This is a genomic window from Chitinimonas violaceus, assembly GCF_052601015.1.
The window spans coordinates 21,637-46,077 of the sequence record NZ_JBQXDJ010000013.1 but is presented as its reverse complement, the minus strand read 5'-3'; the positions used below and the strand labels follow the sequence as shown (position 1 = coordinate 46,077).

The following is a 24,441-nucleotide window of genomic DNA, read 5'->3' as shown; positions in this document are numbered from 1 at the left end:
AAATGTCACAAGAAGACTTTGCGAGAGATGCAGCAACAGAGCTTGCCAGGGCAGCCCCACCGATTTCGGTAGGTGCCTACACACTGGCTGGGTTCACCCTCAATGAATGGGTAGCGATTGCTACCTTCTTCTACGTAGTTTTCCAGCTTGCTTTCCTCCTTTACCGCTGGCGGCGTGTCGCCAAGAAAACGCAACGGGAGGGAGTTAGCGAATGAGCACCAAGGCCCGCTTTATCGGGGCCGGCGCAGTGGGCATGGTGTTGACTGCTGCGCTTCTGATTGCTCCATTCGAAGGTGAGGTACGACGCACCTACGCTGATCCACTTGTTCGTACAGCCAGCTTTCCCCACGGTATCCCTACTGCCTGCTTTGGCCAGACGGGTAGCCCTATCCGTATGGGACGGACCTACTCAGCTGAGCAGTGCGCCGAGATGTTGGTGGGTGAGGTGCAAACGGTTTTGCAGCAAGTAGATGCCTGCATGCCTGGTTTGCCGCCTGGACCGCGTGCTGCGTTCACCAGCCTCGCATACAACGTGGGCGCTTCTTCTGTCTGTGGTTACCGCATTGCCGAGTTAGCTAGGCAGGGAGACTACCCCGCAGCCTGCAAAGGCATTGAGACGGTTGTCTATGTTGCCGGTAAGGACTGCCGTGACCCTGCAAACCGCTGTAGTGGCATCGTTAAGCGACGCAACCAGGAGCGTGCGGTGTGTGAAGGGAGGGCTGCCTGATGAAGCTGACCTACTCCACAAAGGCGATGCTGTTGGGCATGGGCGTGGTGGCTGCCTTTACGCTAGTAGGTTGTCCGACTTTTCGGGAAATTTCCCAAAAAGTATCGGCAGATGCGCAAACCGAATTGGCGGCCCCGGCTACCGCTATCCGTCAGGATGATGGCTCACTGGTAGCGGCTCGTGCTGCCATGACTGCGAAGGAGGCCGGACCCGCCCCGCATAAGCTGCCATCCGGTAGCAAAGAGCTACGCCGCATCACAACCCAGCTTAATCCTCGCCCAGTAGCAGCTACCACTCAGTACGGCGAGACCACCTGCAGCTGTGAGCCCATCACGTTGACAACTTCCCTACTAGATGACGGAGAGAGAGGAAGGCGCGTAGTGCAATCTGCGTTGGGTGCTGACATCGAGAACGCTACGGATGCTCCGTTGATCCTCGACGCGGTAGAGAGCAAGCCCCACCTATGGAGTGCTGGCCTATCGTATTCACCGACATCCAAACACGCTGGCGCCTGGATAGCCCGAGACATTCAACGTGTACGCACTCGCTTAGACGTGATTGCTCGTAGTGGAGAGCTAGAGCCACGTATTTCTATTGGATGGGCATGGTAGATGGCAAGCAAGGGAGTTGATTGGGAGAGCATTGAAGCTGATTACCGAGCTGGGATGCTGTCTGTACGTGTGATTGCCAGGAAGCACGACATATCGGAGTCCATGGTACGCAAGAAGGCAGGTGCGCTTGGATGGGAGCGTGCTTTAGCAGACAAGGTACGTGAGGCTGTTGAGGAAGGACTGGTACGCACAGAAGTGCGCACTACCAACGCGAAAGGTACGCAGTGCGCACCTGCGCACCAACGTTCACCCAAACCAGCTAATCCAGCCCGTGACCGCGAAATCATCCAAGCCGCAGCTGCTACTGGCATCGCCGTGGTGCAAGCCCATCGCCAATCCATCCACGCCGCCCGAGGTATTTGTGGCTTGCTACTGAATCAGCTTCACGACGCCAGCCAGGACATAGAGGCGATAGAAGACACCATCGTTACCGAGACCCAAAACGATGCAGGCAATCTGCGTCGCAATCAGATGATGAAGGCCGTCAGCCTGCCTACCCGCGCCGCTACTGTGCGTGACCTGTCTACTGCCCTAAAGAACCTCGTCACGATTGAGCGCCAAGCATTCGGCTTGGATAAGGGTGACGACGATAAGAAGAAGGCTACCCCCATGATGCATATCCATGCCACCGCCAACCCTGCCGCTCCGGCGCAATTAGAAGAACCGAACGAATGAGCGAAATCCATTACTACCCACCTGGACCCGTTGCCAGCGCGTTTATGAACAGCAAGGCGTTTGTACGTGGACTGATGGGGCCGATTGGCTCGGGTAAGTCCGTTACCTGCTGTATGGAAATCATGCGTAGGGCCTGCGAGCAGGAGCCAGACATCAACGACAGGCGTCGCACGCGCTGGGTGATTATTCGTAACACCTACCCGGAACTGAAGAGCACCACCATCAAGACCTGGCTCGAATGGTTTCCCGAGGACGTCTACGGCAAGGTGCGCTGGGATGTGCCTATCACGCAGATGATTTACTTGAACAACGACGTGGAAATGGAAGTGATCTTCCTCGCACTGGACCGGCCTGACCACGTCAAGAAGCTGCTTTCGCTGGAAGTGACCGGGGGCTGGATCAACGAGGCGAGAGAACTGCCCAAGGCGATTCTGGATGCGCTGACGGGTCGTTGTGGCCGCTTTCCCTCGCAGAAGACGCGGCCTGCGCATATTGCCAAGAAGCATTGGCCAACCTGGACCGGCGTAGTAATGGATACCAACCCACCTGATGATGAGCATTGGTGGGCGGTACTGGCAGAGTGCAAGGACGAGGAGCTGACAGAAAGTACCAGGATGGCCGTAGAATCTTTACGTGTCGCGGGCGTACTTGCGTCAGATCAACCGCTTTTTGAATTCTTCCGTCAACCTAGTGGCCTATCTCCCGATGCCGAGAACATTTCGAACCTGCGTACCGGGTATTACACGTTTACGAGCGCGGGCAAGCGCGAAGACTGGATCAAGGTCTACGTCAGGGCGGAATACGGCAGCATCATGGACGGCAAGGCGGTCTATCCGCAGTTCAATAGCCGCCTGCATGTCAGCGAGAAGCCATTACGGGCAATGCCAGGAGTACCGATCCGCTTGGGCTGGGATTTTGGGCTCACGCCAGCCTGTATCGTCACCCAGCTTACGCCACGTGGACAGTTCCGCGTCTTGCAGGAGTTCATTGCGGAGGGCATGGGTGTGCAGCAGTTCGCTAAGGATGTGGTGATACCTCAGCTCCGGGCGTCTTACCCCGAATGGACGTTTGAATGGGATGAGGATGCGCCTGAGTGGAAGCAGATCAAAGGCTGGGGTGATCCTGCTGGCTCAGCAAGGGCAGATACTGACGAGAGAACCTGCTTTCAAGCGCTGCGACAGGCAGGACTGGAAACGAAGCCCACCAGAACCAATGCACCTATAGCGCGTGTTGGAGCGGTGGAGAGCTTCCTGATACGTCTGGTAGATGGCGAGCCTGCGTTCTTGATCGACAAGTCCTGCAAGGTGCTCATCAAGGGATTCAACGGCGGATATCAGTACCGAAAGATGCTGGTTCCAGGCGAGGAGCGTTACACCGAGACACCCGACAAGAACAGGTTTTCGCATCCGCACGATGCTTTGCAGTATGTGGCGCTTGGTCACTTGGGTAATCCCGCGCACGAAACCAGCAAGGATCGGCCCAAGGCGCGAAGTTCACAGAGCTACAGAGTGGTCTGATGTGCTAGAAATAAGTGAGCACATCGGAGGTCAAAATGATCTATTTCGTGCCTTCCCAAGAGAAGCTTTCACTATTGACCTTGGCGTGCTCACTTGCTTGTTGTTTCCTGATTGCAACTCTGTCAGCGTGTGCGACAAGTACCCCGGTGGTGGCAAACAATACTGAATCCCGTAGCGACACCTGTGTCTATTCACCTGCCCATTCTAGGCTCGATGGTAAAGGTGTCGAAAGCGGATACGTATGCTTCGTTCCTAAAGAAGATGCATCCTACGCTGCGAATCAATGCACATGGGTCAGCGATTATTTGAGGAAGGATGGCACTTACGTATTTGGCCATACACGCTGCCAATCCAATTACTTTCCCGCTTCGATTAATTCTGGAGCAAGCTTGTCATCCAACAAAGCTCCCTGTGTTAATAGCTATTGTGGTCCAGTACATGTGCGGGGTTATTACCGAAAAGACGGAACATATGTGCGTCCTCACACCCGTAGGCGATAGCAATCAGAGCTGAATCAAATTAAAGACTCAACAATGGCTTCCCCACTTTATCCAGTTTTTGATAAACGCATCAGTGATGCGACCGAGAGTCTTATCCGTGAAAAAGTGACACCCTGGGCATTTTTAAGTTCAGGGAAACCGTTCAGGATGGCAAAGCACAACGGAGAAGAAATAAGGTGGGAAGGAATTCTTTACCATGGAACTCCAAGCTTAGTGTTTTGGACGAGGTTTATTGATCCATATCTAGAGGAACTGGTCCTAAACGAGTTTAACTTTGCCGTTGAACAGGCGAAAGAGCGCGACCTTGATGCAAAAGTATTGCTTCCTGAAGTGAAAGGATTGCTCATCGCCGCATCGTCAAAAGTATTCGATCGGATGATTAGTGTTGATCAAAACCTACGTGGTGGGGGTGATCCTAGAAGCGTTTCACCGCGTTCAGCCACGCAGGAAATCCATCAACTAACAGAATTCATCGATAAGCACTATCAGAGCCAGCTTGATATGTGGAAACCACTTCCCAAGCGGGAAAAATGGTTTAGAGAAAATCAGTTTATCGTCTGGGTAGTGGCTATTTTACTGGCACTTATTCCGATAATTGCCAGTTGTGTTAAAAACGGTTCCTAAACCACACCGCCACCCAGACCAACAACTTTCTTATTTTTCCGTCAGGCGGATCAAAGCTCTGTATAAGTGGGTTGTATAGCCAGCAAGTAATATTCCCCATCATGATTAGCTGACACTACTTGCTTCGACTGCTGAACCCGTTGTTCCCCGAGCCAAAGGGCGATTAAGGTGATTGCGAACGACAGCACTACACCACCCAGGAAATACTTGGCTACCTGCCGAACTCCAGGCCAATCCTTGCGCCACCCATAACCGACAATCGCGGCATTAAGCAGAAAAAGTAAGCTCAGTGCGACAAAAAACAGTCCCGTCCACAGCACTACTGGACCGGTTGTTGCTGTCGAGAAATTTACCTCGCCTACCAGCATGTACAACAGATAACCAAGCGCCAAGGCTACCTGCGCGATACTAAGCACCATACAAAGCCGCGAAGCTTTGCCCATTATCGGAGCCCTTCCGCAGCTAATCGTTGTGCTAGTTCTGCCCACCGTCTAGGGCTATCAGCCACTGTATGGGCGTAATAGAAATGGCCCTCGCCTTTATTGGCGTTCATTTGTAATCCTAGGGTAGGCGCACCCGAGAGTAGCTCTACTTGAGTCATGCCAGCATAGATAGGGTCGCCATGCTGAAGTAAGTTGATAACAACCACTTTCTTTATGTTCTTGTTCGCTTTAAGCGCCGCCAAAAAGCCAGCGTCAATGGGGCTGCCAACTAAAACAAGGTGGTCAACAATGTGCCCCTTTTTCGAATAAAAATTGGCAGTTTGAGCAGCCAGTAACGAACCGTAGGAATAGCCAACAAGGTTGAATTGCGGGGCCGGTTCCGTCATTCCGCCATTAATCGTCCAGTCGCCATCGTCTTGATACCGTACCAGGGTTCCAGCACGTGCAGCATCCACCAACGTTCCAGGCGTCGTACCAAGTAAACGAGTCGCTGAATTAGTCAGTCCTACCCAAACGTGCTGTATACCTGCACTACGGAATGCTTGAAGTTGTGGCTGTACATATGCGCCATCTAGCCCGGCACCACCCCAATACAGCGTGCCTCGTGGCTTTTTCACGTAGACCTTGACTGGGGCGGTATCGCTTTTGGGTGTCAGTGTAGAAGGGATGCGAATTAGCGGCGTGGCGTCCATGATTAATGCCCCTCCGGGTAAATCTCAATCTCAACCTTATCAGCGTGCTTACTGGCGACTTTCTTGGTCAAACCATCTGCTCCTGTGCGGCCTTCAATGATTCCGCTTGGCGTATGTATCCGATAAAAACGGTTGGCCAACACTTCCCCAGTCAGTTCGTCGAGAAGCTGAAAATGTTGGTCAAATTCGCCAGAGGAGCTTGAATTGTTCGCAGCTAAGCTATCAGCTGTAGCGGGGGTATATGCCCGAGCACTAGGTGATGTCTTTGTTCCAGCTGGTGCAGATTGATAGGTATTTCCAGCTTCAACATGAATCAGCAGTAGGGTTTGGGAGCCGATTAACGTCGCTCCGCAGGCGGTTTTGTGACCATGTACAGCAACGGGCTGGGTACTAAATATCGTATCCATGACCCCTTCAATAATGGGGAATGTGCCGTTGCATTTCGGGCAGGAAACCATGTCACCAACACGAGCAATAGGCTTTCCCTCAACGTTAGCAGTCATATCGCCGCTGATGACTTGACCACCGTGATCCGTTGCATCACCCAGTACGATTACTGGCCTGCCCATGCATCCGCCTTTTCGGCATACACGTGGTAAGCCATGCCAGTTTGCAAACTATCCACGACGATGTCCCCGTTGCTGGTCATGCTTCCGACTATCGCGACTAGTTTCCCATCCACGGTATGTTGAGAATGGTTGCCTGTGGTGATAGTGCTTTCCGTACCATCGGGATAGCGAACGGTATCTCCAACACGTGCTACGGCGTGCCCTTCACTTGTAATACCTGAAGTGGCAGAGAAGACTTGTCCACCCATTTCCGTCTTCGAACCAAGAGTTGCTGCCAGATAGGTAGCCTTGACCGGTCTTGATTGCATCGCGGTCAGAAATGTCGCCAGCACTTGCTGGGTCTGTTCATCAAAATTATCCATAGCACCCCATCCCATTGTTCTATATGTCGCCACCGTCTCTTTATGAGAGGTGGGGCAGGATGTTGCGCGAATAGTGAACAGGCTTCAAGTTACAGGGTGTGGTATTAATGCATCAGAGCCCTTGTCTGGCTTAGGGCATAGCTGCAAACCGTACCGAAATTTGTTTCATACGATCCCAGTTAAATCTACGGCCTGAAGTGCATCGTCGAAGCTAGGTTGAAACAGAGGCGTTGCATCCATACTGGTATCGAGCCACCAGTCCCAGTGTTCTCGCGCAAGCAGCACGGGCATACGCGAATGGGGAATGCCTTTAAACACGGTATTGGCCTCAGTCGTCACGATACTGTATGAATCGAAGGCTTCATTCGTCTCTTTACTCTCCCAGTGTTCCCAAATGCCCGCCATGATGAGTAGTTCGTCATCCATGCGCGAAACCCGGAATTTTCTTTTCTTCTTGGGCAAACTAGGTTCTTCCTCCCATTCAAACACGGCAGCAGCCGGCACAAGGCAACGTCGTTTAGCGTATGCATCCTTATAGGTACGCGCCGTGGCTATTCGCTCACATCGAGCGTTGAAGGTTGTGAGGTTTTTTACTGCCTCCGCTTTCGATTTGCTGTTCGCGGGCACAAACCACCAAAACGCAGTGACACATTCCAGTTGTCCCGCTGAGTCAAGACGGATAATGGGTGTAAAGGTGGTTGGCCGGACATTATTGCTTTCGTTGTATTGCGGTACGCTAAACAGCTGCTCAAAACTCAGTCTGCCGCGCGTATTCTCCAAGTCAAAGCACGCACACATAGTTGCCCCTTTGTGCCCTCTCATTGCATTGAGCGTAGGCAAAAGTTCAGGCTTTGGTAGCTGTAACACCGGTAACAACCCCTACATTCTCGCCATTCCCGCATTTCCGAATGGCCAGACATGCAAGGCGACGCAGCAACCCTCATCGATACCGGCAAGGCCCAGCAGCAATATGGACTGGTCCGTCATTACACCTACATCAACGGTGATCCCTGCCTGCTAATTCGGCCTGCTGTACCAAGGTTCGGGGCTAATGCCTTTGCCATCCGCCAGGATGACCTTTGGCGTTGGCGTACCGATTGCGAAGATATCCGCATGGTGGCCAAGGCGGCTGTTCATGGCGCAAACGTCATGCAGCTCGATCCAACGCCGCAGACCTGGAAACAGATTGTCACGGTGATTCAGGATGGGCTCGACGAGCTACATGCCATGCCGCCTTCGCCCAAGCAGAAACGCGAAGTGGTCGGCGAGATTGAGGTGATTGCCAACGGCAGACGCTTCACCAAGGACATCTACCAGTGAAGGAATTGGCAGATGACCGTCTGGTCAACGTCCGGGTGAGCAAGCGCGTTGACCCTATCGCCGCCGAGGCGGGACGTTCCTTTCTTGGCCGAAGCCAGGAAGAAGCACAAAAAGCCAATGACCCGCTCGACAGTGCTGCGATGCAGGCGTTGTTCCGTCGTCTGGTGGGCTATACCCGACGTGAAATGGACCTGCAAACTGAGAACCGGGTGCAGATCGCCATCGACCACGACTACTACGACCATGTTCAATGGACGGTTGAGGATGCCCAAACGCTTCAGGCGCGTGGTCAGCTACCTGCCGTCTACAACAAGATCGCCACGTCGGTTAACTGGGTGCTCGGTACCGAGCGCCGTACCCGCGTCGATTGGAAGATACTGCCGCGCAACAGCGATGGCGCCAAAGCGGCAGAGCGTAAAACCCAATATCTGAAGTACATCGCCGACGTGAACAAGGCGGGGTTCGAACGCTCCCAAGCCTTCGCGGATGCCGTCAAAGGCGGAATCGGCTGGGTAGAGGATGGTGGGCAGAACAATGCGGATGGCGAGCCGCTGTATTCACGCTATGTCCCTTGGCGCGAAATGCTGCCCGACAGTGCCGCCAAGCGCCACGATATGGGCGATGCGCGTTACCTGATCCGCCAGAAATGGCTCGATGTCGATGTGGCGGAGCAACTGAACCCAAGCCGTACCTGGGTGGTTCACAACGCTATCCGTGATTCGGATGCCTTGGGTAGCAGTAGTTGGTTTACCGATGATTTCCCCGACCAGGATGAGGAACAAGGGAAGCTAGGTGATGGCGTCTATGCCCGCCAGCGTGTCCGGGTCTTCGAAGTCTGGTACCGAGTTCTATCCAAGGTAAAAAAGGTCTTTGGTGGAGAATTCCACGGCAAGGAGTACGACCCCAACGATGCCGTGATGTGTGCGGCGGTAGATGGCGAGCTATGCCATATCGCCGAGCAGCAGCAAATGCAGATGCGTGTGGCTGTATTTACCTCTGCAGGCTTGCTGTACGAAGGTCGCAGCCCTTACAAACACGATCGTTTCCCTTATACCGCCTTCATTGCCTACCGCCGAGACCGGGATAACACGTTCTACGGTCTCGTTCGTGGCGTGCGCGACCCACAAGATGCGTTCAACAAGCGCATGTCCAAGGCGCTCTATGTCCTCTCGACCAACAAGGTCGTGATGGAGAAAGGGGCCGTCAATAACATCGAACGCTTGCGTGATGAGATGGCCCGTCCTGACGGCATTATCGAGCTGGAAGACGGCAACCTGCGTTTTGATCTCAATGTGGATCGTGATCTTGCTGCCGCACACCTGAAACTGGCCGAGATCGATGCCCGCATGGTGCAGGATATCTCGGGTATCACCGACGAGAATCTGGGGCGTAACTCCAATGCCCGCAGCGGACGAGCTATTGAGGCACGGCAGGACCAAGGCGGCGTGGCGACCTCGGAGCTATTCGATAACTTCCGTCTCGCCATGCAATTGCAGGGGGAGATACAGCTCAGCCTGATTGAGCAGTTTGCCCCGCAGAACAAACAGATCCGTATCACCAACGCCAAAGGCGGGTTTGAGTTCCAGTCAATCAACGACGGACGGTCCGAGAACGATATTGTCGGTACCAAGGCCGATTTCGTTGTCAGCGAGCAGGACTATCAGGCCACGATCCGGCAGGCGCAGGTACAGATGCTGTTCGAATTGGCTGCCAAACTGCCACCCGATATCGCTATCGGCATGCTGGACCTGATTATTGACCTGATGGACGTCCCAAATAAAGACGAGCTGGTTCAACGCGTGCGCAAGTTGACCGGGCAACGTGACCCGGATGCCGAGCAGACACCGGACGAAGTCGCAGAGCAACAAGCCCAGCAGCAGGAACAGGCAGAACAGCAGGCGCTCGCCAAACGAGCAGCGATGGCCGAGGTGGAACAGAAAGAAGCCTTGGCCGAACAGACACGCAATGCTGCCCAGTTCCAGCCAGTAATAGATCAACTCGAATCATTGATGAAGATCCAGGGCAAGCAATACGCACTCGCGGTGGATCAACTCGCAGCCAAGTTCAATGCGCAACTGGACAGCTTCAAGGCAGCCATGCGCGACCACCCATCCCAAACCAATACCCAACGGCCGACCAGGAGGGCCACTAAGCCATGACCAAGCAACACGACGATTTTGATGATGACAACGACGGTTTGACCGACGAAGAACGCGCCATCCTGGACGAGACCGGCGATGTCGATGACGACCAACGCACCCTCGGCGAGATGATGGATGCCGGTTTGGATGCGGATGGCGACGAAGACGGTGACGTTGAAGACGAGGAAGATGGCTCGCTGACGGATGAGGAAGGCGAATCGGTGGAGGAAACGCCAGTAGCCGAAGCAACAGTGGAGGACGCAGAAGCTGCCACCAAGGAGGAAGTACCCAAGCCTGCCAATATCACCCCTGCACCCGAGCCCAATTTCAAGCCGCAACCGGTTCAGTACGCGGTACCGGAAGTACCCGACGATGCCAAGCAGCAGCTCGCTGACATCGCCAAGCAACAGTTGGCCCTGGCCACCCAACTCGACAACTATGAGATTGATGGCGCTTCCTACCATGCACAGTTTCAGGCACTGAACGAGAAGGCGCTCGATCTTCGCCTGGCTATCCGTGATGCTGACAATGCAAAGTCATTCAACGCGCAGAATACCCAGGCGGCGGAACAGGCAGCGTGGGCACAAACCTGTGATGCGTTCCTGACGGCGCACAAGGCGACCTACGCTGACAACAAAGATATGACCGCCTTGCTTAATGAGGCGGTAATTCAAGTCGCCAATGACCCGGAGAATGCTGGCCTCAATGGCTGGCAGACCCTGGAAAAAGCCCACGTCATTGCACGCGCAGAGGCCAAGTCGCAATTCGAACGCATGGCCAAGCTGTTTGGCATGGACGTGGCCAAGCCCGCTGAAGAAGCTGTCCCCACCAAGCGCAAGGCGACCAAGCCGGTTGAGTTCCCTCCCACCATTGGCGGCTTACCGAGTGCTGGCAGCATCGACACCGGGGATGAATTTGCCGCACTCGACAAGCTGAACGGGTCGGTTTCGGAAGAAGCGTTTGAGCGGATGTCCGAGAGCCAACGAGAACGTTACTTCAAAGGTAAGTAAGCATGAGCGGTATGCACGTAGACCTGAAACCCGGTGAGTCCGTATTGATAGGCGAGACTCGGCTCGTAGTGGAGGAGAAACGTGGCCAACGGACACGAATAGCCATTGTTGCGCCACCCACAGTACGGATCATCAAAATTCCACCTTCCAACACCGGGAACAACCCCTAGATTCCCATCCACATGGCGCAGGAGTGCCTCGATAAACCTAAGAGGTATTCCATACCATGGCACAAACCATTGTTGGCTTGAACGACCCGAAGGCCGTCAAGCGCTATTCCGTTGGACTGGCTGCTGATACGGCACGTAAGTCCTACTACAGCCGCAAATTCATCGGTAAGAACAGAGCAACGGGCGCAATGATCCTGCGCAAGGATGAACTTGAATCGGACGCTGGCGACAAGATTCAGTTTGACCTGTCGATGCGACTCAAAGGCGCACCCATTCGCGGTGATGATCGCGCCGAGGGTATGCAGGAAAACCTTCGCTTCTACACCGACACCATCTATATCGACCAGTTGCGTAAGCCTGTGTCGGCAGGTGGACGCATGACGCGCAAGCGTACCCTGCATGACTTGCGGCAGGTCGCCAAGGATCGCGCCAGTGACTACTGGTCGCAATTGCAGGATGAGCTTTTCTCCATCTACCTGTCTGGCGCACGCGGCAATAACCCCGATTTCATTTGGGAAAGTGATTTCAAGGGGCACGCCACGAACCCGGTTCAGGAACCCGACGCCGACCACATCCTGTATGGCGGCAAGGCGAAGAGTAAAGCCAGCATTGGCAATGATGACAAGATGAGCCGCAATCTGGTGGAACGTGCTGCGTCCCGTGCCGCCACGCTCAATGCCATCAATACCGACAATATCCGCCTTCAGCCACTCAAGATCGAGGGCGAGGACCACTATGTCTGTGTAATGAGCGAGTACCAGGCATTCAGCATGCGTACCAGCTCGACAGCCAATGACTGGGCCGATATTCAGAAGGCCGCAGCCACAGCGGAAGGACGGAACAACCCGTTGTTCAAGGGCAATATGGGCATGATCAACAACGTCATCCTGCACAAGTACGAGGGCGTGATCACCTTCAACGACTATGGCGCCGATATGAAGCAACCCGCTGCACGCGCCTTGTTCCTGGGTGCCGGTGCCGGTCTCGTTGCCTATGGCTCCAGCAGTGGCCAGCGCTTCGACTGGCACGAGGAAACCGTGGATTTGGGTAACGAACCAGTCATTGATACCTCGTGCATCTTCGGCGTCAAGAAAGCCCGCTTCGCTGATCGTGACTTTGCGGTGATCGCGCTGGATACCTACGCCCCCAACCCGAACTAATCCCTGTTACTGCCACCCTGGCCCGGTAACGGGCTGAGTGGCTTAGGAGCTTCATATGCTTTACCAATCCCTGGCGGCGCTTGGCCGCGTACAAACCATCACGCCCAGCAATGCTGGTCCGACCTGTACGGCGTTTGACTATGACCTGAAGGCCGCATTGGCGACGGGTGATGTAATCGAGCTGGGCATTCTGCCTGCCGGTGCTCGCATCCTCGATATGACCTTGGTCACGGACAAGCTCGATAGCAATGCAACCCCTACTGCAGCCCTGGATGTCGGACTGATGTCAGGCTCAGTCGGTGATACAGACAATCGTTCCATCGGTACGGAATTCTTTGCTGCTGATCTAGCAGGCAAAGCCGGTGGCAGTTCCCGCATGTCCCTCAAATCCGGCTTTACCGTGCCCAAGGCACAGACAGACCGGTCTATCGGCGTGAAGGTCAACGCTATCGCGACCGGCGCAGCAACAGGGCGTATCACCCTGTTGGTCTGGTACACGCTTGGTTAAGGGGAGACCACCATGAAGATCCAATCCCGAATCAAGCCCGAAGATGGCAAGGTGCGTAATATCACCGTGTTTGGTGAGACTTACGCCTTCACCCTGGATGCCCAAGGCCGCTGTGTCGCCGAAGTCTTTGACGAGGATGCGATTGAGTGCCTACTTTCTCATGACGACTTGTACCGCGAGGTGCCGACCCGAGCCAGCCGGGTAATGGATGTTGCCGAGGACGAGGAAGCCGTCCCCCGGAGGGCGACCAAGAAACGGGTTCCCGAAACAGCCAAGGACGAACCCGAAGCACCCCAGGAGCCTGTAGCGGACGTCCCGGCTGCTGAGCCGGCTGCTGAACCGGTTGTTGAACCGGTTGCCAGCACGCTGGAAGGCCAGTAGCCATGCTGACCGTCACGGCGGTGATTCAACGATTCAGCCATCTGGTGCAGGACCAGGAGCACGTGCGCTGGACTGAGCCCGAGCTGCTGCAATGGCTCAGCGATGGACAGATTGCTGTCGTGATGGCACGGCCCAGTGCCTATGCTCGGACTGTTGTGCAAAAGCTGGTGACGGGTAGCCGACAAATGCTACCCGATGGCGCGATTACCCTGCTTGATGTCATCCGCAATGTGGCAACGGATGGCACTACGCCGGGTAGAGCAATCCGCTTGGTGGACCGGCGTGTGCTCGATGAGCAGATGCCGGACTGGCACGCTGTTCCGCAGTCCGCCCGCATTGTGCATGCCACACATAATGCAGGTGATCCCAAGACTTTTTATGTGTATCCGCCCGCCATTGCTGGTAGCTGTGTCGAGCTGACGTTTTCCGATACACCACCCGATGTCACGCAGGTGTCCGACAGGTTATCGCTAGACCGGTTCTACCTCGCTCCCCTAGTCGATTACCTCTTGTACCGCGCCTATGCCAAGGATGCAGCGCATGCGGCCAATGCGGAATTGGCATTGGCTTACCTGAAGTCGTTCAGCAGCCAGCTCGACCAGCTCAATCAGGTGGAGAACGCAACCACGGTCAACAACAAGATGAGAAACCATGCAGCCCATTGAGACCCTGTTGAATGGTCTGTTGCCCTTTGTGCCAGATTGCCCTGAGCCAGTAGCCCTGCATTGGCTGCGCGACAGTGCTGCCCGCCTATGCAGCGAAAGTGGTATCTGGAAGGCGTTAATCACCCTGCCGGTCAAGGCGGGGCAGGTGGCGGTACCGATAGCCGTACCGGCAGGTGCAGCCATTGCCAACATCAAGGCGGTTACCTTCAACGGTGAACCGTTGGAACCGAAAGCCGATGTGCTACTGGATGAAGCGCATCCGAACTGGTTGTCCGGCGTGGCAGGCAAACCCTTTTGCTATGGCGAGGGAGCAAGCAATGCGATTACACCTTTTCCGACGGCTGACGGCACGTTAACCCTGCGCTGTACCTTGAAACCCTCCATGGATGCTACCGAGCTGCCGGGCTCGCTGATTAACGACTGGGGTTCGATCATCCAGGCCGGGGCCCTTATGATGCTGTACCTGCAACCCGACAAGCCTTGGAGCAACCCCAGCGCAGCGGGCACACAAGCCAGCCTGTTCGAACAAGGTGTTCGGGAGGCAAGGCACGAAGCAACCCACGGCAAGCAGGATGCACCGATCCGCACCAAACCGCATTTCTTCTGATGGCCATTGTTATCACGCAATTCGGTGGCATTGCGCCCAAGCTCAACACCCATAACCTGAATGACAGCGGCGCACAGGTGGCAGAGAACTGCCGCCTGGATGGTCTGGACCTGTCGGCGCTGCCGGGACCGGTCACGATATTCCCCAGCCTGCCCAAAGCGGGTACGGTGCGTAGCCTGTTTCGCTTCCGGCATGCCACTGAAGAGGGCAAATACTGGCTGCACTGGACGACCGATGTCGATGTGGTGCCCGGTACCGGCGCGGGTGATACCAGCCAACGCCTGTATTTCACGGGCGCAGGTATCAAACCGGGCTGGACCAGTGTCGAGCTGGCGACCCAGGGTGGGCAGGACTATCCGGTGGTATCGTATGAACTGGGTATTCCGGTACCGAACGGTGTCCCAGTTACAGCCATCACCCAAGCTGCTGCCGACCAAGCGCAAAGCCGCGAGCGACGCGTGTATGTCTATACCTATGTGTCTGCGACGGGCGAAGAAGGCGCACCGTCACCACCGTCGGCTGCCTTGAGTGTGGTTTCCGGCGATACCGTCACCATCAGCCAATTGCCAGGCGCACCGGCTGGGGCTTTCGTCCTTGCCAAGAAACGCATCTATCGCAGTGTGATCGATAGTAATGGCGCCGGTGAATTCCACTATGTGGGCGAAGTCCTCATCGGTGCGGATAGCTTCGTCGATAAGCAGATACAAGCCAATGAAGCACTGGCCACCAAAGGTTTTTTACCACCCCCTGCGGATTTGCAAGGACTGACCGGCATGCCCAATGGCATTCTGGCCGGGTTCAGCGGACATCACCTGTACTTCTGCGAGCCTTATCTGCCCTATGCCTGGCCAGACAAATACCGGCTGACCAGTGAATACCCGATTGTGGGGCTGGCGGCGTTTGGGCAATCCCTGTTGGTTGCCACTACCGGCCACCCCTACATCGTGACCGGTATCGACCCCGCCAATATGAGTATGGATGCGCAACCGAGCCTGTTGGGCTGCGTCGCCAAGCGCTCTGTTGTCTCCACGGGTGACGGTGCTATCTATGCCAGCGCCAATGGTTTACAGGGTGTCGGCATAGGCGGCAGCCGACTACTTAGTGCAGAAACCCTGCGTGCTGAGCAATGGCAGGCATTGGACCCGGCCAATATGACTGCGGTCTGGCATAACGGCCGCTATCTGGCGTTTACCCCGAATGGTGGGTTGTTGCTGGACCAGCAAGGCCGGTTCACCACGCTGGCAGGGTTCGGTGCGTCGGCTGCCTATATCGACCCCATGAATGCCGCCCTGTACATCGTGACCGGAGGGCGCACGCTGCAACGGTTTGAAGCTGGACCCCCATTATCCCTACGCTGGCGCTCCAAATGCTTTGCCGTCGGTACCGGCTATGTGCCTTCACTGGCTCGTGTCGAAGCGGCTGCCTATCCGCTGACTTTCAATCTGTATATCGATGGCTTGTTACGTCATTCCCGTACCGTAAACAGCGTCGAGCCATTCCGCTTACCGAGCGGCTTGCGTGGCCAGACCTTGGAAATGGAAGTAAGCGGCACTGTATCTGGTATCCGGGTGGTGGCGACCGGTTACACCGTCAAGGAACTCTATGTCGGCTAAGCTCCCAGCAATTCCAAGCATTCCGGGTAACCTGGACCCGGCGTTGTACAAGATACTGAGTCCGATCAAACAGGCGCTGGAAAGCGGTGCATTCAACAAGGCGATATCCAATGCCGACAAACCACCTTTAGTGCAGGACCATGGCGGCCCGGTGACGCCCGATGACCTCGTCAATGCCGGTGTACCAGCAGGTTGGTTATCCGATGTGCCGCCTCCAGCCCCTACTGATGTCTCGCCGATTGGGGCAATTGGCTACAACCTGGTGCGCTGGCAATGGCCGACTTACGGCAATCACGCCCATACCGAAATCTGGCGTGCGGAATCGGATGATTTCAGCTCAGCCAAGCTGGTGGGGATGTCACCCAGCTCGACATTCATGGATCCCTTTGATACGCCGACACAGGCATATTACTGGGTGCGTTTCGTCTCTACGGCGAGTATTAAAGGCCCGTACAACAGCCTGACGGGCAGTCCCGCTACCTCACGCCCTCTGGTCAATGGCATCCGACCCGGTGATATCACTCAGGAACTGATGGCCGCTAAATCTGTACGCGCATTGCAAGTGGATACGCTTGATTTGGTGACCAATACCGCGATTACGGGCGAACTGGTGGCCAACAGCGGCTTCGTCAACAAGCTGACCAGCAGCACCGCCTTTGTTGATGGATTGACCGCGAACACAGCGTATATCAACGCGTTGACCGCCAAGGCTGCCTTTATCAGCTCGGTCCAGGCCAATGTGCTGACCGCCAACAGCATCAAGGCCAGCATGATCGATGGGCGGGGGCTTACGATCCGCGACAACGCGGGCAATGTGATTCTTGGCGTGGGCTCACCGCTCCCGGTTGCCTATGCCGATCCTGGCCTACGTAACGACAGGCAGGAATGGTCACAGGTCAACAACCGGCCAAACGATGATGCCATCCGCAATAACATGATCGATGTCAGTTGGTGGCGGCGTGATGCGCCTATCCCCTGGACAAGTAATGGCGAGTACAACCGCATTATCTACACCTCGGCTACGGGAGGAGATACATGGATACCCGGCCCCAAGGGGGGCGGGGATTTTGTGTGGTATTGCCAGGAAACCACCGGAAATGGAGAACAGGGTGGCGGCTGGAGCCATATCCCACTGGTACTTGACCACACCAAGACCTACCGCTTTGTGCTGCCGGTCTACCGCGTGCGTGGCAATGGACAGGCGTATTGGGGTACCGATAACGTCTGCAAACTCAATACGACGGAGGGGCAACCCAATCCCTATTTTGCGTCATCGGCTAGTCTGTTGCTTGGGCGATGGTATCTGATGGTCGGCTACATCTTTCCGGCGGGCGCCATCGGTAATAACAGCGACAGCGCGGGTATCTGGGACTGCACTACCGGCGAAAAGGTGGCGGATGGTTCGAACTGGAATTTCATCGCGGGTGTCAACTCGGTGTACCACCGCGCCTATCAGTACTACGCCGAGAAGGATGCCTCTCAGCTCTTTGGTCGGCCCATGGTTAACTTGGTGGATGGTACTGAGCCGAGCCTGCGTGAGTACTTTGCATCGAGCGCGATCCTTAATGAGAAGAAGCCCACGGACAGCGGCAACCTGCTGTACAACAGCGAATACCGTTCTGCCGGCCTACGTGGCGCCAGGATACGCTGGAACCAGAACAACACACCGATCCAACGCCTTGATCTGGCCGATCGTATCTGGCCACCTGGCGACTGGATGCCGCCCGGCGTAAGGGGTTGGGCGATCAACACAGGTGCGCCCAATGGTGGCGGCGTCATTGACATCGGTTTGTCCGATGACTATTTCAATGTCGTACCCGTCACGCCGGGCGAGCGCTATGAATTCTCTGCCAGTCTGGCAACGCATCGCTGCGGCGCAGGCATCTTTATCCTGTTTGTTGGCCGGGACAATCATGCGCGGGGTTCGGAAACCATCAAGAGTTTCGAAGGGCAGATGGCACAGAGCCAGTACCCGAGACTCGATGAGTTTCAGCGTCTGACCGTGTTTGCCGTTGCGCCACCGGAAGCTGCCAGTGTCCTGGCTGTTGTGCGCAAATACGATACCCTGCCTGGACATGGGGACTCCTGGCTATGGTGCTTGCAGCCGTATTTCGGCAAGGCGAGTCTGCTACAGGACAAGCCGAGCGCCTATGTCGGTACCGATGGGGCAACCTACGGTGCCACACTGGGCACCAATGTCAGCGGGCAGATTACCGATGCCAACCGCACTACGCTGATTGCCGACAATGCGTTTACCCCCGTCGGCATGACGATGGACCCGAATCTCGGGCTGGTCATTCATAAGCGCGGTGACCCGAATAAGCGCTTCTTCGTGGCGAACTCGAACAGCGCCCCCTGGATACAGAACATCATCAGTTCCGCCCCGGCCAATGGTGCGTTGCTGGTCGGTGAGTACGACGAAGCCAATAATCGGCAATTCATCCGCGCTTTGTCGGCAAACGGCAGCGTGGATTTATCGACCAGTAGCAATGGGATGGCGGTGGAAGTCAACGGTTTGGGCGCGGAAATCGACCACGTAGCGCTGCATGCTGATCTGGCCATGACGACGCATGTCACGGCGGCGTCGGGGTTTAATTTCATGCTGGAACCGTATTCAATCTACCGCATCACTGGCTCGCTATGGGTTCATAGTCCGACCAACAGCGGTGTCACGATCATGGCCAAGGCACCCGGGGACAGTGCGCTGCGTACCGTGGTGCATACGGTGAATACCGCTAGCACGTACACGCAGATTCCCAATAGCTGGCAATCGGTGATCGACGGGCGTTTCTATACGATCTGGCAATACGGCACGATTGCCAGCCCCTCGCTGGATTGCCCACACGTGTTTGATATCACCGTGGTGACACAGGCGCGTGGTGGGATGTTCCAGATACTGCAAGGCATGACGGTAGGGACAGGCATCTTACGGTCTGGCAGCTTCATGAAGCTGGCCAAGCTGCGCAAGACACAAGCGCTCCCGCCCAGCATCGCGCAACCGCCTTGGGGAATGCCGACCTACCAGAGTGACCAGCATTTTGTGCGCGTCGGTGGGGTAACGGGAGTGGTTGGGATTTATATCAACAGTGATGGCACCTGGCGCCTGTCGGGTACCCAGCCCAGAAGCGGTAACTGGAACAACGTGACGAGCGCAAGTGTCGGCGCAGGATGCGAAGTGCAGTTCGTTGCCAGCATCACCGGTAAAGCCAGCAACACCTCAGCCAATCTCATCAATGATGCAAGCAACTGGATGTCGCTGGGGGCTTCGCGCTCCTGCGTGTTGCAGGCATCCACCTCGTCGCCTGGACGTATTGAAGCCAACGGCAGCGCACGCGCCACCGTAACCATCAATCTGCGCCTCGCGGGTGGACCGGCGTCAAGCCATACCATCACGCTTGATGTCGATAACACCGTGAACGTAGACGACCACTGACCATGCCGATACAGAAGACTCTTACCGTCGAACACAAAACGCTCGCCTATCACACCGTGCGCGGCTTTACCGTGCGTTACCGCGAGGGCGTCGTCTGGACCACGCTGCAACTGTATAGCTGGGAAAGTGCGGGGGCAGCCGCGATTGGCGAAGACTCGGAGTCGTGGCAAACCGAACCTGTCCAGCTCGATGCACCGACCCTGCTCGCACAAGGCTTCGAGCAGTCATTGCTGGTCAATCACCCGTTATTGATGGGGGGTGAATACATCAGTGAGCCGGGACCGGCGGACGCCCTGGCTGTGGCTAAGCAACGAAAGACTGCGCAAATCAATGCAGCCCGCACCAGTGCGATTGCCAAGTTCACCCAGTTCACTTTCGAAGGCGTGCAATACGAAGGCGATGCGGAAGCGGCACAGAATATCGCCCGCTTGGCCGGCATGGCCCGCGACGGCTATGCATTTCCTGCCGGTTTCAGTTGGCGAGCGCTGGATAACAGCGAAGTCCCCATGGCGGCAGACAAGCTGATTGCGCTCGAAACCGCGTGGGCGATGGCTGAGGGCGAGCACCGGCTGGCGCAGCACATGATTTCCAGGCCGTTGAAAGATGCGATTGAACGGGCAACGACGCTCGAAGCGCTGGAAGCCATCCAGTGGCCACCAACGCGGTCGGCTGGCCCAGTGGTCACTCGTCCTGCGGGTGCGATGGAACGACCCGAGCCCAGCCCGGAACCACTAGTCCAATAGTGGCGTGATTAAAACAACGCCAATTCAATGCGCTAGCGCGGATTTGGACGAGTTGGCAAAGACAGCGTCGGAACTAGTCCAGTCGGTTATCAGGTCACCGGTTACGCGCTGCATGATGGCATTTTGGAATCACAAACAGGATGCCATGTTAGCCAAGACCCTTCTATATGGCGATGATGACCGCGTGATGCACTGGGTGTGCGGGCGTATTGGTATCGCCCGCTTTGACGACTGCCGCGCCATTGGCCTCATGCAGGGTGACACCCTGATAGCCGGTACCGTCTATGAACGCTTCAGCGACTGCGATGTAAACATGCATGTCGCTGCCAGTAGTCCCTATGCCATGACACGGCAGTTTCTTGTGGCCAGCTTCTATTACCCCTTCATCACCGCCAACAAACGACGCGTAACAGGCCTGGTACCGGCCAGCAATCAGCAGGCACTGGCGTTTGATTTGAAGCTCGGTTTCAAGCGCGAAGGCTTGATCCGGTGCGCGCTCCCTGGCGGTGAGGATCTGATCCTCCTGGGGATGCTGCGCGAAGAATGTCGATTAATACAAGGATTCCACCCATGTTCATCACTACTTACGCCGTAATCGACATGGCCAGCGGGGCTGTACTCGAACAAACCGGTTATGACTACGACGGCCCCGTTGCTGAGTGCAAAAAAGGCGGTAAGGCACCCAGTCCCGACCCCGCTATCGGGCAGGCAGCAATAGAGAACGCCAAGCTTGGTAAAGACTGGCTGGCTTTCAGTCGCCAACAGTGGGAAGCCCAGCAGCCACGCCAGGCAGAAATCGACCAATACAGCCGGCAGTTTGCCGACCAGCAACTGGCTGATTCCAAGTTCAACAGCGAACGTGCTCGCGAGCTTTGGTCAGATTACACGACAACGTTCAGGCCCATTGAGCAGCAAGTAGCCAAGGAGGCGATGCAGTACGACAGCGAAGGCCGTCAAGCCAGCGAATCCGCTGCATCTGTCGCTTCGGTGGGCAAGCAGTTCGACAACGCCATGGCTGCCCAAGCCCGCCTGAATGGCCGTATGGGTGTCAATCCCAACAGTGGTCGTGCTGGCGCGGTCATGAATGACATGCTGCTGAATCGCGCCTTGGCGACATCGGCTGCCGAGACCAATACCCGGCGTGATCTCATGAAAACCGGCCTGATGCTGCGCAAGGACGCCGCCAGCCTGGGTCGTGGGCTGCCCGGTACCGCAAGTCAAACATTCAGCACCGGTACCGGCATGGGCACTTCCGGGCAAGGCGCATTACAAGGGGCAGCAGGCCAAGTTGCCAGTAACAACGCCATCATGGGTAATGGCTTCAGCGGTGCGATTGCAGGCAATAGCAGCGCCATGAATGGCTTGAGCCAGCAGTACCAGAACCAACTGGCTGCATGGCAATCAAGTCAAGCCGGTAACAACGGCCTACTGGGTTTGGCGGGCAATATCGCAGGCGCTTGGGCGGGCAGCGGCTTCAAGGTCGGGGGAAAGTGATGTCACCTTTCTCCCAAGGGTTGGCCTTACCGGGCAGTCAACCTAACAGCCTGCAAGACCTGGCCAGCCTGGGCTTGCAACAGCAAAGCGACGATCTTGCCCAACTACAGGCAGCCCGTAACCGTGCTGCGATAGCGCAGCAACAGAACCAACAGCAACAAGGTATCAACCCCCAAGTCTTGCAGCACTTCATGGGCGGCGCGGAGAGTAGCGCTGCTGGGACCGCAGAAGTTGGTACCGGAGCTGGTACCGCGACTACGGGCAGTTCTGCTTTGCTCAATCCCTGGACCGCATTGGCCGCAGCAGCCGTGATCAATGAACGTGAAGCCAAGCGCGGTGGTTACCGGCGTGAAGGTACGCAGTATGTCAAAGACCTGTTGACGGGGAAGAACCTTGAGCAGGATATCAATCAGCGCTGGGCACCCAAGGTTGGCGGTGCTGATGACAAGTTCGGTATTGGCAGCACGATGCGGGTCGGTGGCGAGCTTTTGACCGGCGACTTTACCAATGCGGGTAGAGCATTCGACGACAGTACCGCTGCCAAGCTTGTCAAAGCGCCATTCCAAGCCATCAAGAAACTGTTTTAGGAGCAAAGCAAACCATGCATATCGGAATCAATGGCCTGTCGGCCTTCAGCAATGGCTTGATGAATGGCTACCAGATGGGACGCCAGATCAAACGTGATCGGGAAGCGGATGCGCTGCAAGAAGACCTGAAAGCCACCCAGACCGCCAGACAACGGGCAGAAGTACGGGCGCAGCAGGAACAATTCGCCGAACAGCAGCCGATAGACCAAGCCAACCAGGCTTCCAGTGCGAGCCGTGTCGCTGCGGGTTTGACTATGCCGCAACCTGTCCAAGTGGCTGCCAATGGCTTGGACTTGGGTGCTGGTACCGACTGGGACGCGGAAGCTGTTCGTCTAGGGGCGAAAGAACCCGCACCGGGCAACATTCAAGCAGCCAGCAAGGGGTTGGCAGGCTGGCAGAACGCCGACGGCAGCGCCAAAGCCCGCATCCCTGATGCCAAGCCACGCAAGGTAACGGTAAACCTAGATGACCAGCTCGCCGCACTGGAAGACCGCGCCATGGTGTTTGAGACCCATGGCAAGATCGAAGAGGCCGAGAAAATCCGCGATATGGCAGGACAACGCTATGTAACCGAGCACAGCCTACGTGCCCGTAAGGCGTATGATGCCTACCAGCAGGGCGATACGTCGGTGTTGTCCAACTTCCTCGACAACGACATCCACGACAACCTGAAGTATCAAGTCACGCGACAGCAGGACGGCGGCGCTGTGGTTAAACGCATGCGAGACGGTAAGCTCATCGATGAGCACCAATTGCCTGCTGATCAAGTGATGTACCTATTCGGTCAGATGCAGGGACCGGAAGCGGCTGCCATGGCTTATAGCGCCTGGCAGTCCAACCACCGCGCCAACCAACAAATGGACCTACAGCGCAAGTCGTTCGACTTTGAGAAAGACATCAAGCGCAAAGCCCTGGCACTTGATGGTGCTCGCTTGAGCATGTCGCAGACCGAATTCAACGACCGTCGCCAAGCGATCCAGAAGCAACGTGACCTGGCTGGTCAATACAACCGACTTAGCCCGGAAGAACGCGCGGGTGAGAAAGGCAGACAGCTTTATGCCAGTTACCTTGCTTTAAACGGTAGCCTGGACATTAAAGCGGCTGATTACCAGATCGTGAACTTTGAGACGCCAACACCTGATGGCATGGGTGTAGTGAAGACCCCGGCAGCGGTGAATATGAAGAACCCCGCAGCGGGGGCGATTCCGCTTACTGGTCCGGGAGGCATGTCTGCTACAGGCGAAGACCCTCAACAACTAGCTGCACTCGCAGGCAGGGGCGACTTTGCTCAAGTACCGGTACAGCGTGCAGCCTCGACAGGCTTGCCCGGGTACCGTCAGCAGCTACCCGTCCTACCGCTACAGCGATATCAGTCACAGCAATAACGAAGCACCTTGCAGTCTATCCGACACAAGGAGGTGAACGATCGTTCTCTTAACGCTAAGCTTGCGATATGGAAGAAATCATTCATATCGCACGCAACGGAACACCCTGGGAGCAGGAGCAGTTTGTACACCTGCCAAGGCATTGGTCTATCAGCCTTTTCCAACGTCATACCATTTGGGGTGGCACCAGCGACATTTGCAACTTTCCGCCGGGGCCTTGGTTGGCAAGGGAATACCTACGTGAAGGGAAACTGCCCCTAAAGTTTTCGCAATTGGGTCTTCGCTTCCCTGCAAACACGTTGACGATCACTGACCATATCGGAACACGCGAGATTGAAATCCCAACCGGCTTTATTCTGGGGTGCCTCGTCGGGTACTTCTGCTTTACCAACGTGTACGTTGTGCTTGAAATTGGACCGGATGGTCGACGAATACCCAGTATCCAAGAGCCCACCGCTGCCTGGAAACGTCGGTGGGGGGATGTGAATGGTAAGGACTCCTAGC

The 24,441-nt window shown here is 56.0% G+C and carries 28 protein-coding genes; 23 read left to right on the top strand and 5 right to left on the bottom strand.

The genetic code is table 11. The features are described from left to right. The first annotated feature begins 2 nt into the window (after nt 1-2). The 6 genes from ACUHMQ_RS06710 to ACUHMQ_RS06685 all read left to right on the top strand — a co-directional run bounded on the left by ACUHMQ_RS06710 (nt 3) and on the right by ACUHMQ_RS06685 (nt 4,654). Nucleotides 3-215: a phage holin family protein gene (locus ACUHMQ_RS06710; protein ID WP_445294681.1), complete on the top strand. Its 213-nt coding sequence runs from the start codon at nt 3-5 to the stop codon at nt 213-215. Continuing rightward, nucleotides 212-727, top strand: coding sequence for a lysozyme (locus ACUHMQ_RS06705; RefSeq protein ID WP_445294680.1), 516 nt, complete (start codon nt 212-214; stop codon nt 725-727). Before ACUHMQ_RS06710 ends, ACUHMQ_RS06705 begins: the two co-directional genes overlap by 4 nt. Next, nucleotides 727-1,338, top strand: coding sequence for a hypothetical protein (locus ACUHMQ_RS06700; RefSeq protein WP_445294679.1), 612 nt, complete (start codon nt 727-729; stop codon nt 1,336-1,338). The genes ACUHMQ_RS06705 and ACUHMQ_RS06700 overlap by 1 nt, the downstream gene beginning before the upstream one ends. Continuing rightward, complete coding sequence (locus ACUHMQ_RS06695; protein WP_445294678.1) at nt 1,339-2,013, top strand: hypothetical protein; 675 nt, start codon at nt 1,339-1,341, stop codon at nt 2,011-2,013. It abuts the gene before it with no gap. Beyond that, nucleotides 2,010-3,530 carry a terminase large subunit domain-containing protein gene (locus ACUHMQ_RS06690; RefSeq protein ID WP_445294677.1) on the top strand — a complete coding sequence of 507 codons (1,521 nt, stop codon included), beginning with the start codon at nt 2,010-2,012 and terminating at the stop codon, nt 3,528-3,530. Before ACUHMQ_RS06695 ends, ACUHMQ_RS06690 begins: the two co-directional genes overlap by 4 nt. A gap of 533 nt (nt 3,531-4,063) precedes the next feature. Beyond that, nucleotides 4,064-4,654: a hypothetical protein gene (locus tag ACUHMQ_RS06685; RefSeq protein WP_445294676.1), complete on the top strand. Its 591-nt coding sequence runs from the start codon at nt 4,064-4,066 to the stop codon at nt 4,652-4,654. 50 nt (nt 4,655-4,704) lie between these two features. Here ACUHMQ_RS06685 and ACUHMQ_RS06680 read toward each other — a convergent pair whose 3' ends face one another. The 5 genes from ACUHMQ_RS06680 to ACUHMQ_RS06660 form a co-directional block, all read right to left on the bottom strand. Beyond that, on the bottom strand, nt 4,705-5,073 hold the full coding sequence (locus tag ACUHMQ_RS06680; protein ID WP_445294675.1) for a hypothetical protein: 369 nt from the start codon (nt 5,071-5,073) through the stop codon (nt 4,705-4,707). A 23-nt stretch (nt 5,074-5,096) separates the two neighbouring features. Continuing rightward, complete coding sequence (locus ACUHMQ_RS06675) at nt 5,097-5,789, bottom strand: alpha/beta hydrolase (protein WP_445294674.1); 693 nt, start codon at nt 5,787-5,789, stop codon at nt 5,097-5,099. Between the two features lie 2 nt (nt 5,790-5,791). Beyond that, the gene (locus ACUHMQ_RS06670; protein WP_445294673.1) at nt 5,792-6,358 is read right to left on the bottom strand and encodes a PAAR domain-containing protein; all 567 of its coding nucleotides are present in this window, start codon (nt 6,356-6,358) and stop codon (nt 5,792-5,794) included. Then, the gene (locus ACUHMQ_RS06665) at nt 6,343-6,720 is read right to left on the bottom strand and encodes a PAAR domain-containing protein (RefSeq protein WP_445294672.1); all 378 of its coding nucleotides are present in this window, start codon (nt 6,718-6,720) and stop codon (nt 6,343-6,345) included. Before ACUHMQ_RS06665 ends, ACUHMQ_RS06670 begins: the two co-directional genes overlap by 16 nt. A 165-nt stretch (nt 6,721-6,885) precedes the next feature. Continuing rightward, a complete protein-coding gene (locus tag ACUHMQ_RS06660; RefSeq protein ID WP_510182273.1) occupies nt 6,886-7,500 on the bottom strand; it encodes an SOS response-associated peptidase in 615 nt (204 codons plus the stop codon). Nucleotides 7,501-7,638: 138 nt separating this feature from the next. On the opposite strand from ACUHMQ_RS06660, the gene ACUHMQ_RS06655 reads away from it, so the two are divergent. The 17 genes from ACUHMQ_RS06655 (at nt 7,639) to ACUHMQ_RS06575 (ending at nt 24,440) form a co-directional block, all read left to right on the top strand. Next, the gene (locus ACUHMQ_RS06655; protein WP_445294671.1) at nt 7,639-8,040 is read left to right on the top strand and encodes a hypothetical protein; all 402 of its coding nucleotides are present in this window, start codon (nt 7,639-7,641) and stop codon (nt 8,038-8,040) included. Then, nucleotides 8,037-10,199, top strand: coding sequence for a portal protein (locus ACUHMQ_RS06650; RefSeq protein ID WP_445294670.1), 2,163 nt, complete (start codon nt 8,037-8,039; stop codon nt 10,197-10,199). Before ACUHMQ_RS06655 ends, ACUHMQ_RS06650 begins: the two co-directional genes overlap by 4 nt. Next, entirely contained in the window at nt 10,196-11,191 is a 996-nt protein-coding gene (locus tag ACUHMQ_RS06645) for a hypothetical protein (protein WP_445294669.1), read from the top strand. The genes ACUHMQ_RS06650 and ACUHMQ_RS06645 overlap by 4 nt, the downstream gene beginning before the upstream one ends. A gap of 2 nt (nt 11,192-11,193) precedes the next feature. Then, nucleotides 11,194-11,361, top strand: a complete 168-nt coding sequence (locus ACUHMQ_RS06640; protein WP_445294668.1) for a hypothetical protein — start codon at nt 11,194-11,196, stop codon at nt 11,359-11,361. A gap of 56 nt (nt 11,362-11,417) precedes the next feature. Continuing rightward, nucleotides 11,418-12,521 (top strand): N4-gp56 family major capsid protein, encoded by a 1,104-nt coding sequence (locus ACUHMQ_RS06635; protein WP_445294667.1) that lies wholly within the window; start codon nt 11,418-11,420, stop codon nt 12,519-12,521. Nucleotides 12,522-12,576: 55 nt separating this feature from the next. Then, on the top strand, nt 12,577-13,029 hold the full coding sequence (locus tag ACUHMQ_RS06630) for a hypothetical protein (RefSeq protein ID WP_445294666.1): 453 nt from the start codon (nt 12,577-12,579) through the stop codon (nt 13,027-13,029). A gap of 12 nt (nt 13,030-13,041) precedes the next feature. Then, entirely contained in the window at nt 13,042-13,410 is a 369-nt protein-coding gene (locus tag ACUHMQ_RS06625) for a hypothetical protein (RefSeq protein ID WP_445294665.1), read from the top strand. 2 nt (nt 13,411-13,412) lie between these two features. Further along, a complete protein-coding gene (locus ACUHMQ_RS06620) occupies nt 13,413-14,075 on the top strand; it encodes a phage adaptor protein (protein WP_445294664.1) in 663 nt (220 codons plus the stop codon). Continuing rightward, nucleotides 14,062-14,682: a phage adaptor protein gene (locus ACUHMQ_RS06615; RefSeq protein ID WP_445294663.1), complete on the top strand. Its 621-nt coding sequence runs from the start codon at nt 14,062-14,064 to the stop codon at nt 14,680-14,682. Before ACUHMQ_RS06620 ends, ACUHMQ_RS06615 begins: the two co-directional genes overlap by 14 nt. Then, nucleotides 14,682-16,295, top strand: coding sequence for a hypothetical protein (locus ACUHMQ_RS06610; RefSeq protein WP_445294662.1), 1,614 nt, complete (start codon nt 14,682-14,684; stop codon nt 16,293-16,295). The genes ACUHMQ_RS06615 and ACUHMQ_RS06610 overlap by 1 nt, the downstream gene beginning before the upstream one ends. Further along, on the top strand, nt 16,285-19,728 hold the full coding sequence (locus ACUHMQ_RS06605; RefSeq protein WP_445294661.1) for a phage tail protein: 3,444 nt from the start codon (nt 16,285-16,287) through the stop codon (nt 19,726-19,728). Before ACUHMQ_RS06610 ends, ACUHMQ_RS06605 begins: the two co-directional genes overlap by 11 nt. Before the next feature lie 2 nt (nt 19,729-19,730). Then, complete coding sequence (locus ACUHMQ_RS06600; RefSeq protein WP_445294660.1) at nt 19,731-20,471, top strand: DUF4376 domain-containing protein; 741 nt, start codon at nt 19,731-19,733, stop codon at nt 20,469-20,471. Nucleotides 20,472-20,616: 145 nt separating this feature from the next. After that, nucleotides 20,617-21,066 (top strand): GNAT family protein, encoded by a 450-nt coding sequence (locus ACUHMQ_RS06595; protein ID WP_445294659.1) that lies wholly within the window; start codon nt 20,617-20,619, stop codon nt 21,064-21,066. Continuing rightward, nucleotides 21,042-21,965: a hypothetical protein gene (locus ACUHMQ_RS06590; RefSeq protein WP_445294658.1), complete on the top strand. Its 924-nt coding sequence runs from the start codon at nt 21,042-21,044 to the stop codon at nt 21,963-21,965. Before ACUHMQ_RS06595 ends, ACUHMQ_RS06590 begins: the two co-directional genes overlap by 25 nt. Next, nucleotides 21,965-22,552, top strand: a complete 588-nt coding sequence (locus tag ACUHMQ_RS06585) for a hypothetical protein (RefSeq protein WP_445294657.1) — start codon at nt 21,965-21,967, stop codon at nt 22,550-22,552. Before ACUHMQ_RS06590 ends, ACUHMQ_RS06585 begins: the two co-directional genes overlap by 1 nt. 14 nt (nt 22,553-22,566) lie before the next feature. After that, on the top strand, nt 22,567-23,937 hold the full coding sequence (locus tag ACUHMQ_RS06580; protein WP_445294656.1) for a hypothetical protein: 1,371 nt from the start codon (nt 22,567-22,569) through the stop codon (nt 23,935-23,937). A gap of 68 nt (nt 23,938-24,005) precedes the next feature. Then, nucleotides 24,006-24,440, top strand: a complete 435-nt coding sequence (locus ACUHMQ_RS06575) for a hypothetical protein (RefSeq protein WP_445294655.1) — start codon at nt 24,006-24,008, stop codon at nt 24,438-24,440. Nucleotide 24,441 lies beyond the last annotated feature (1 nt).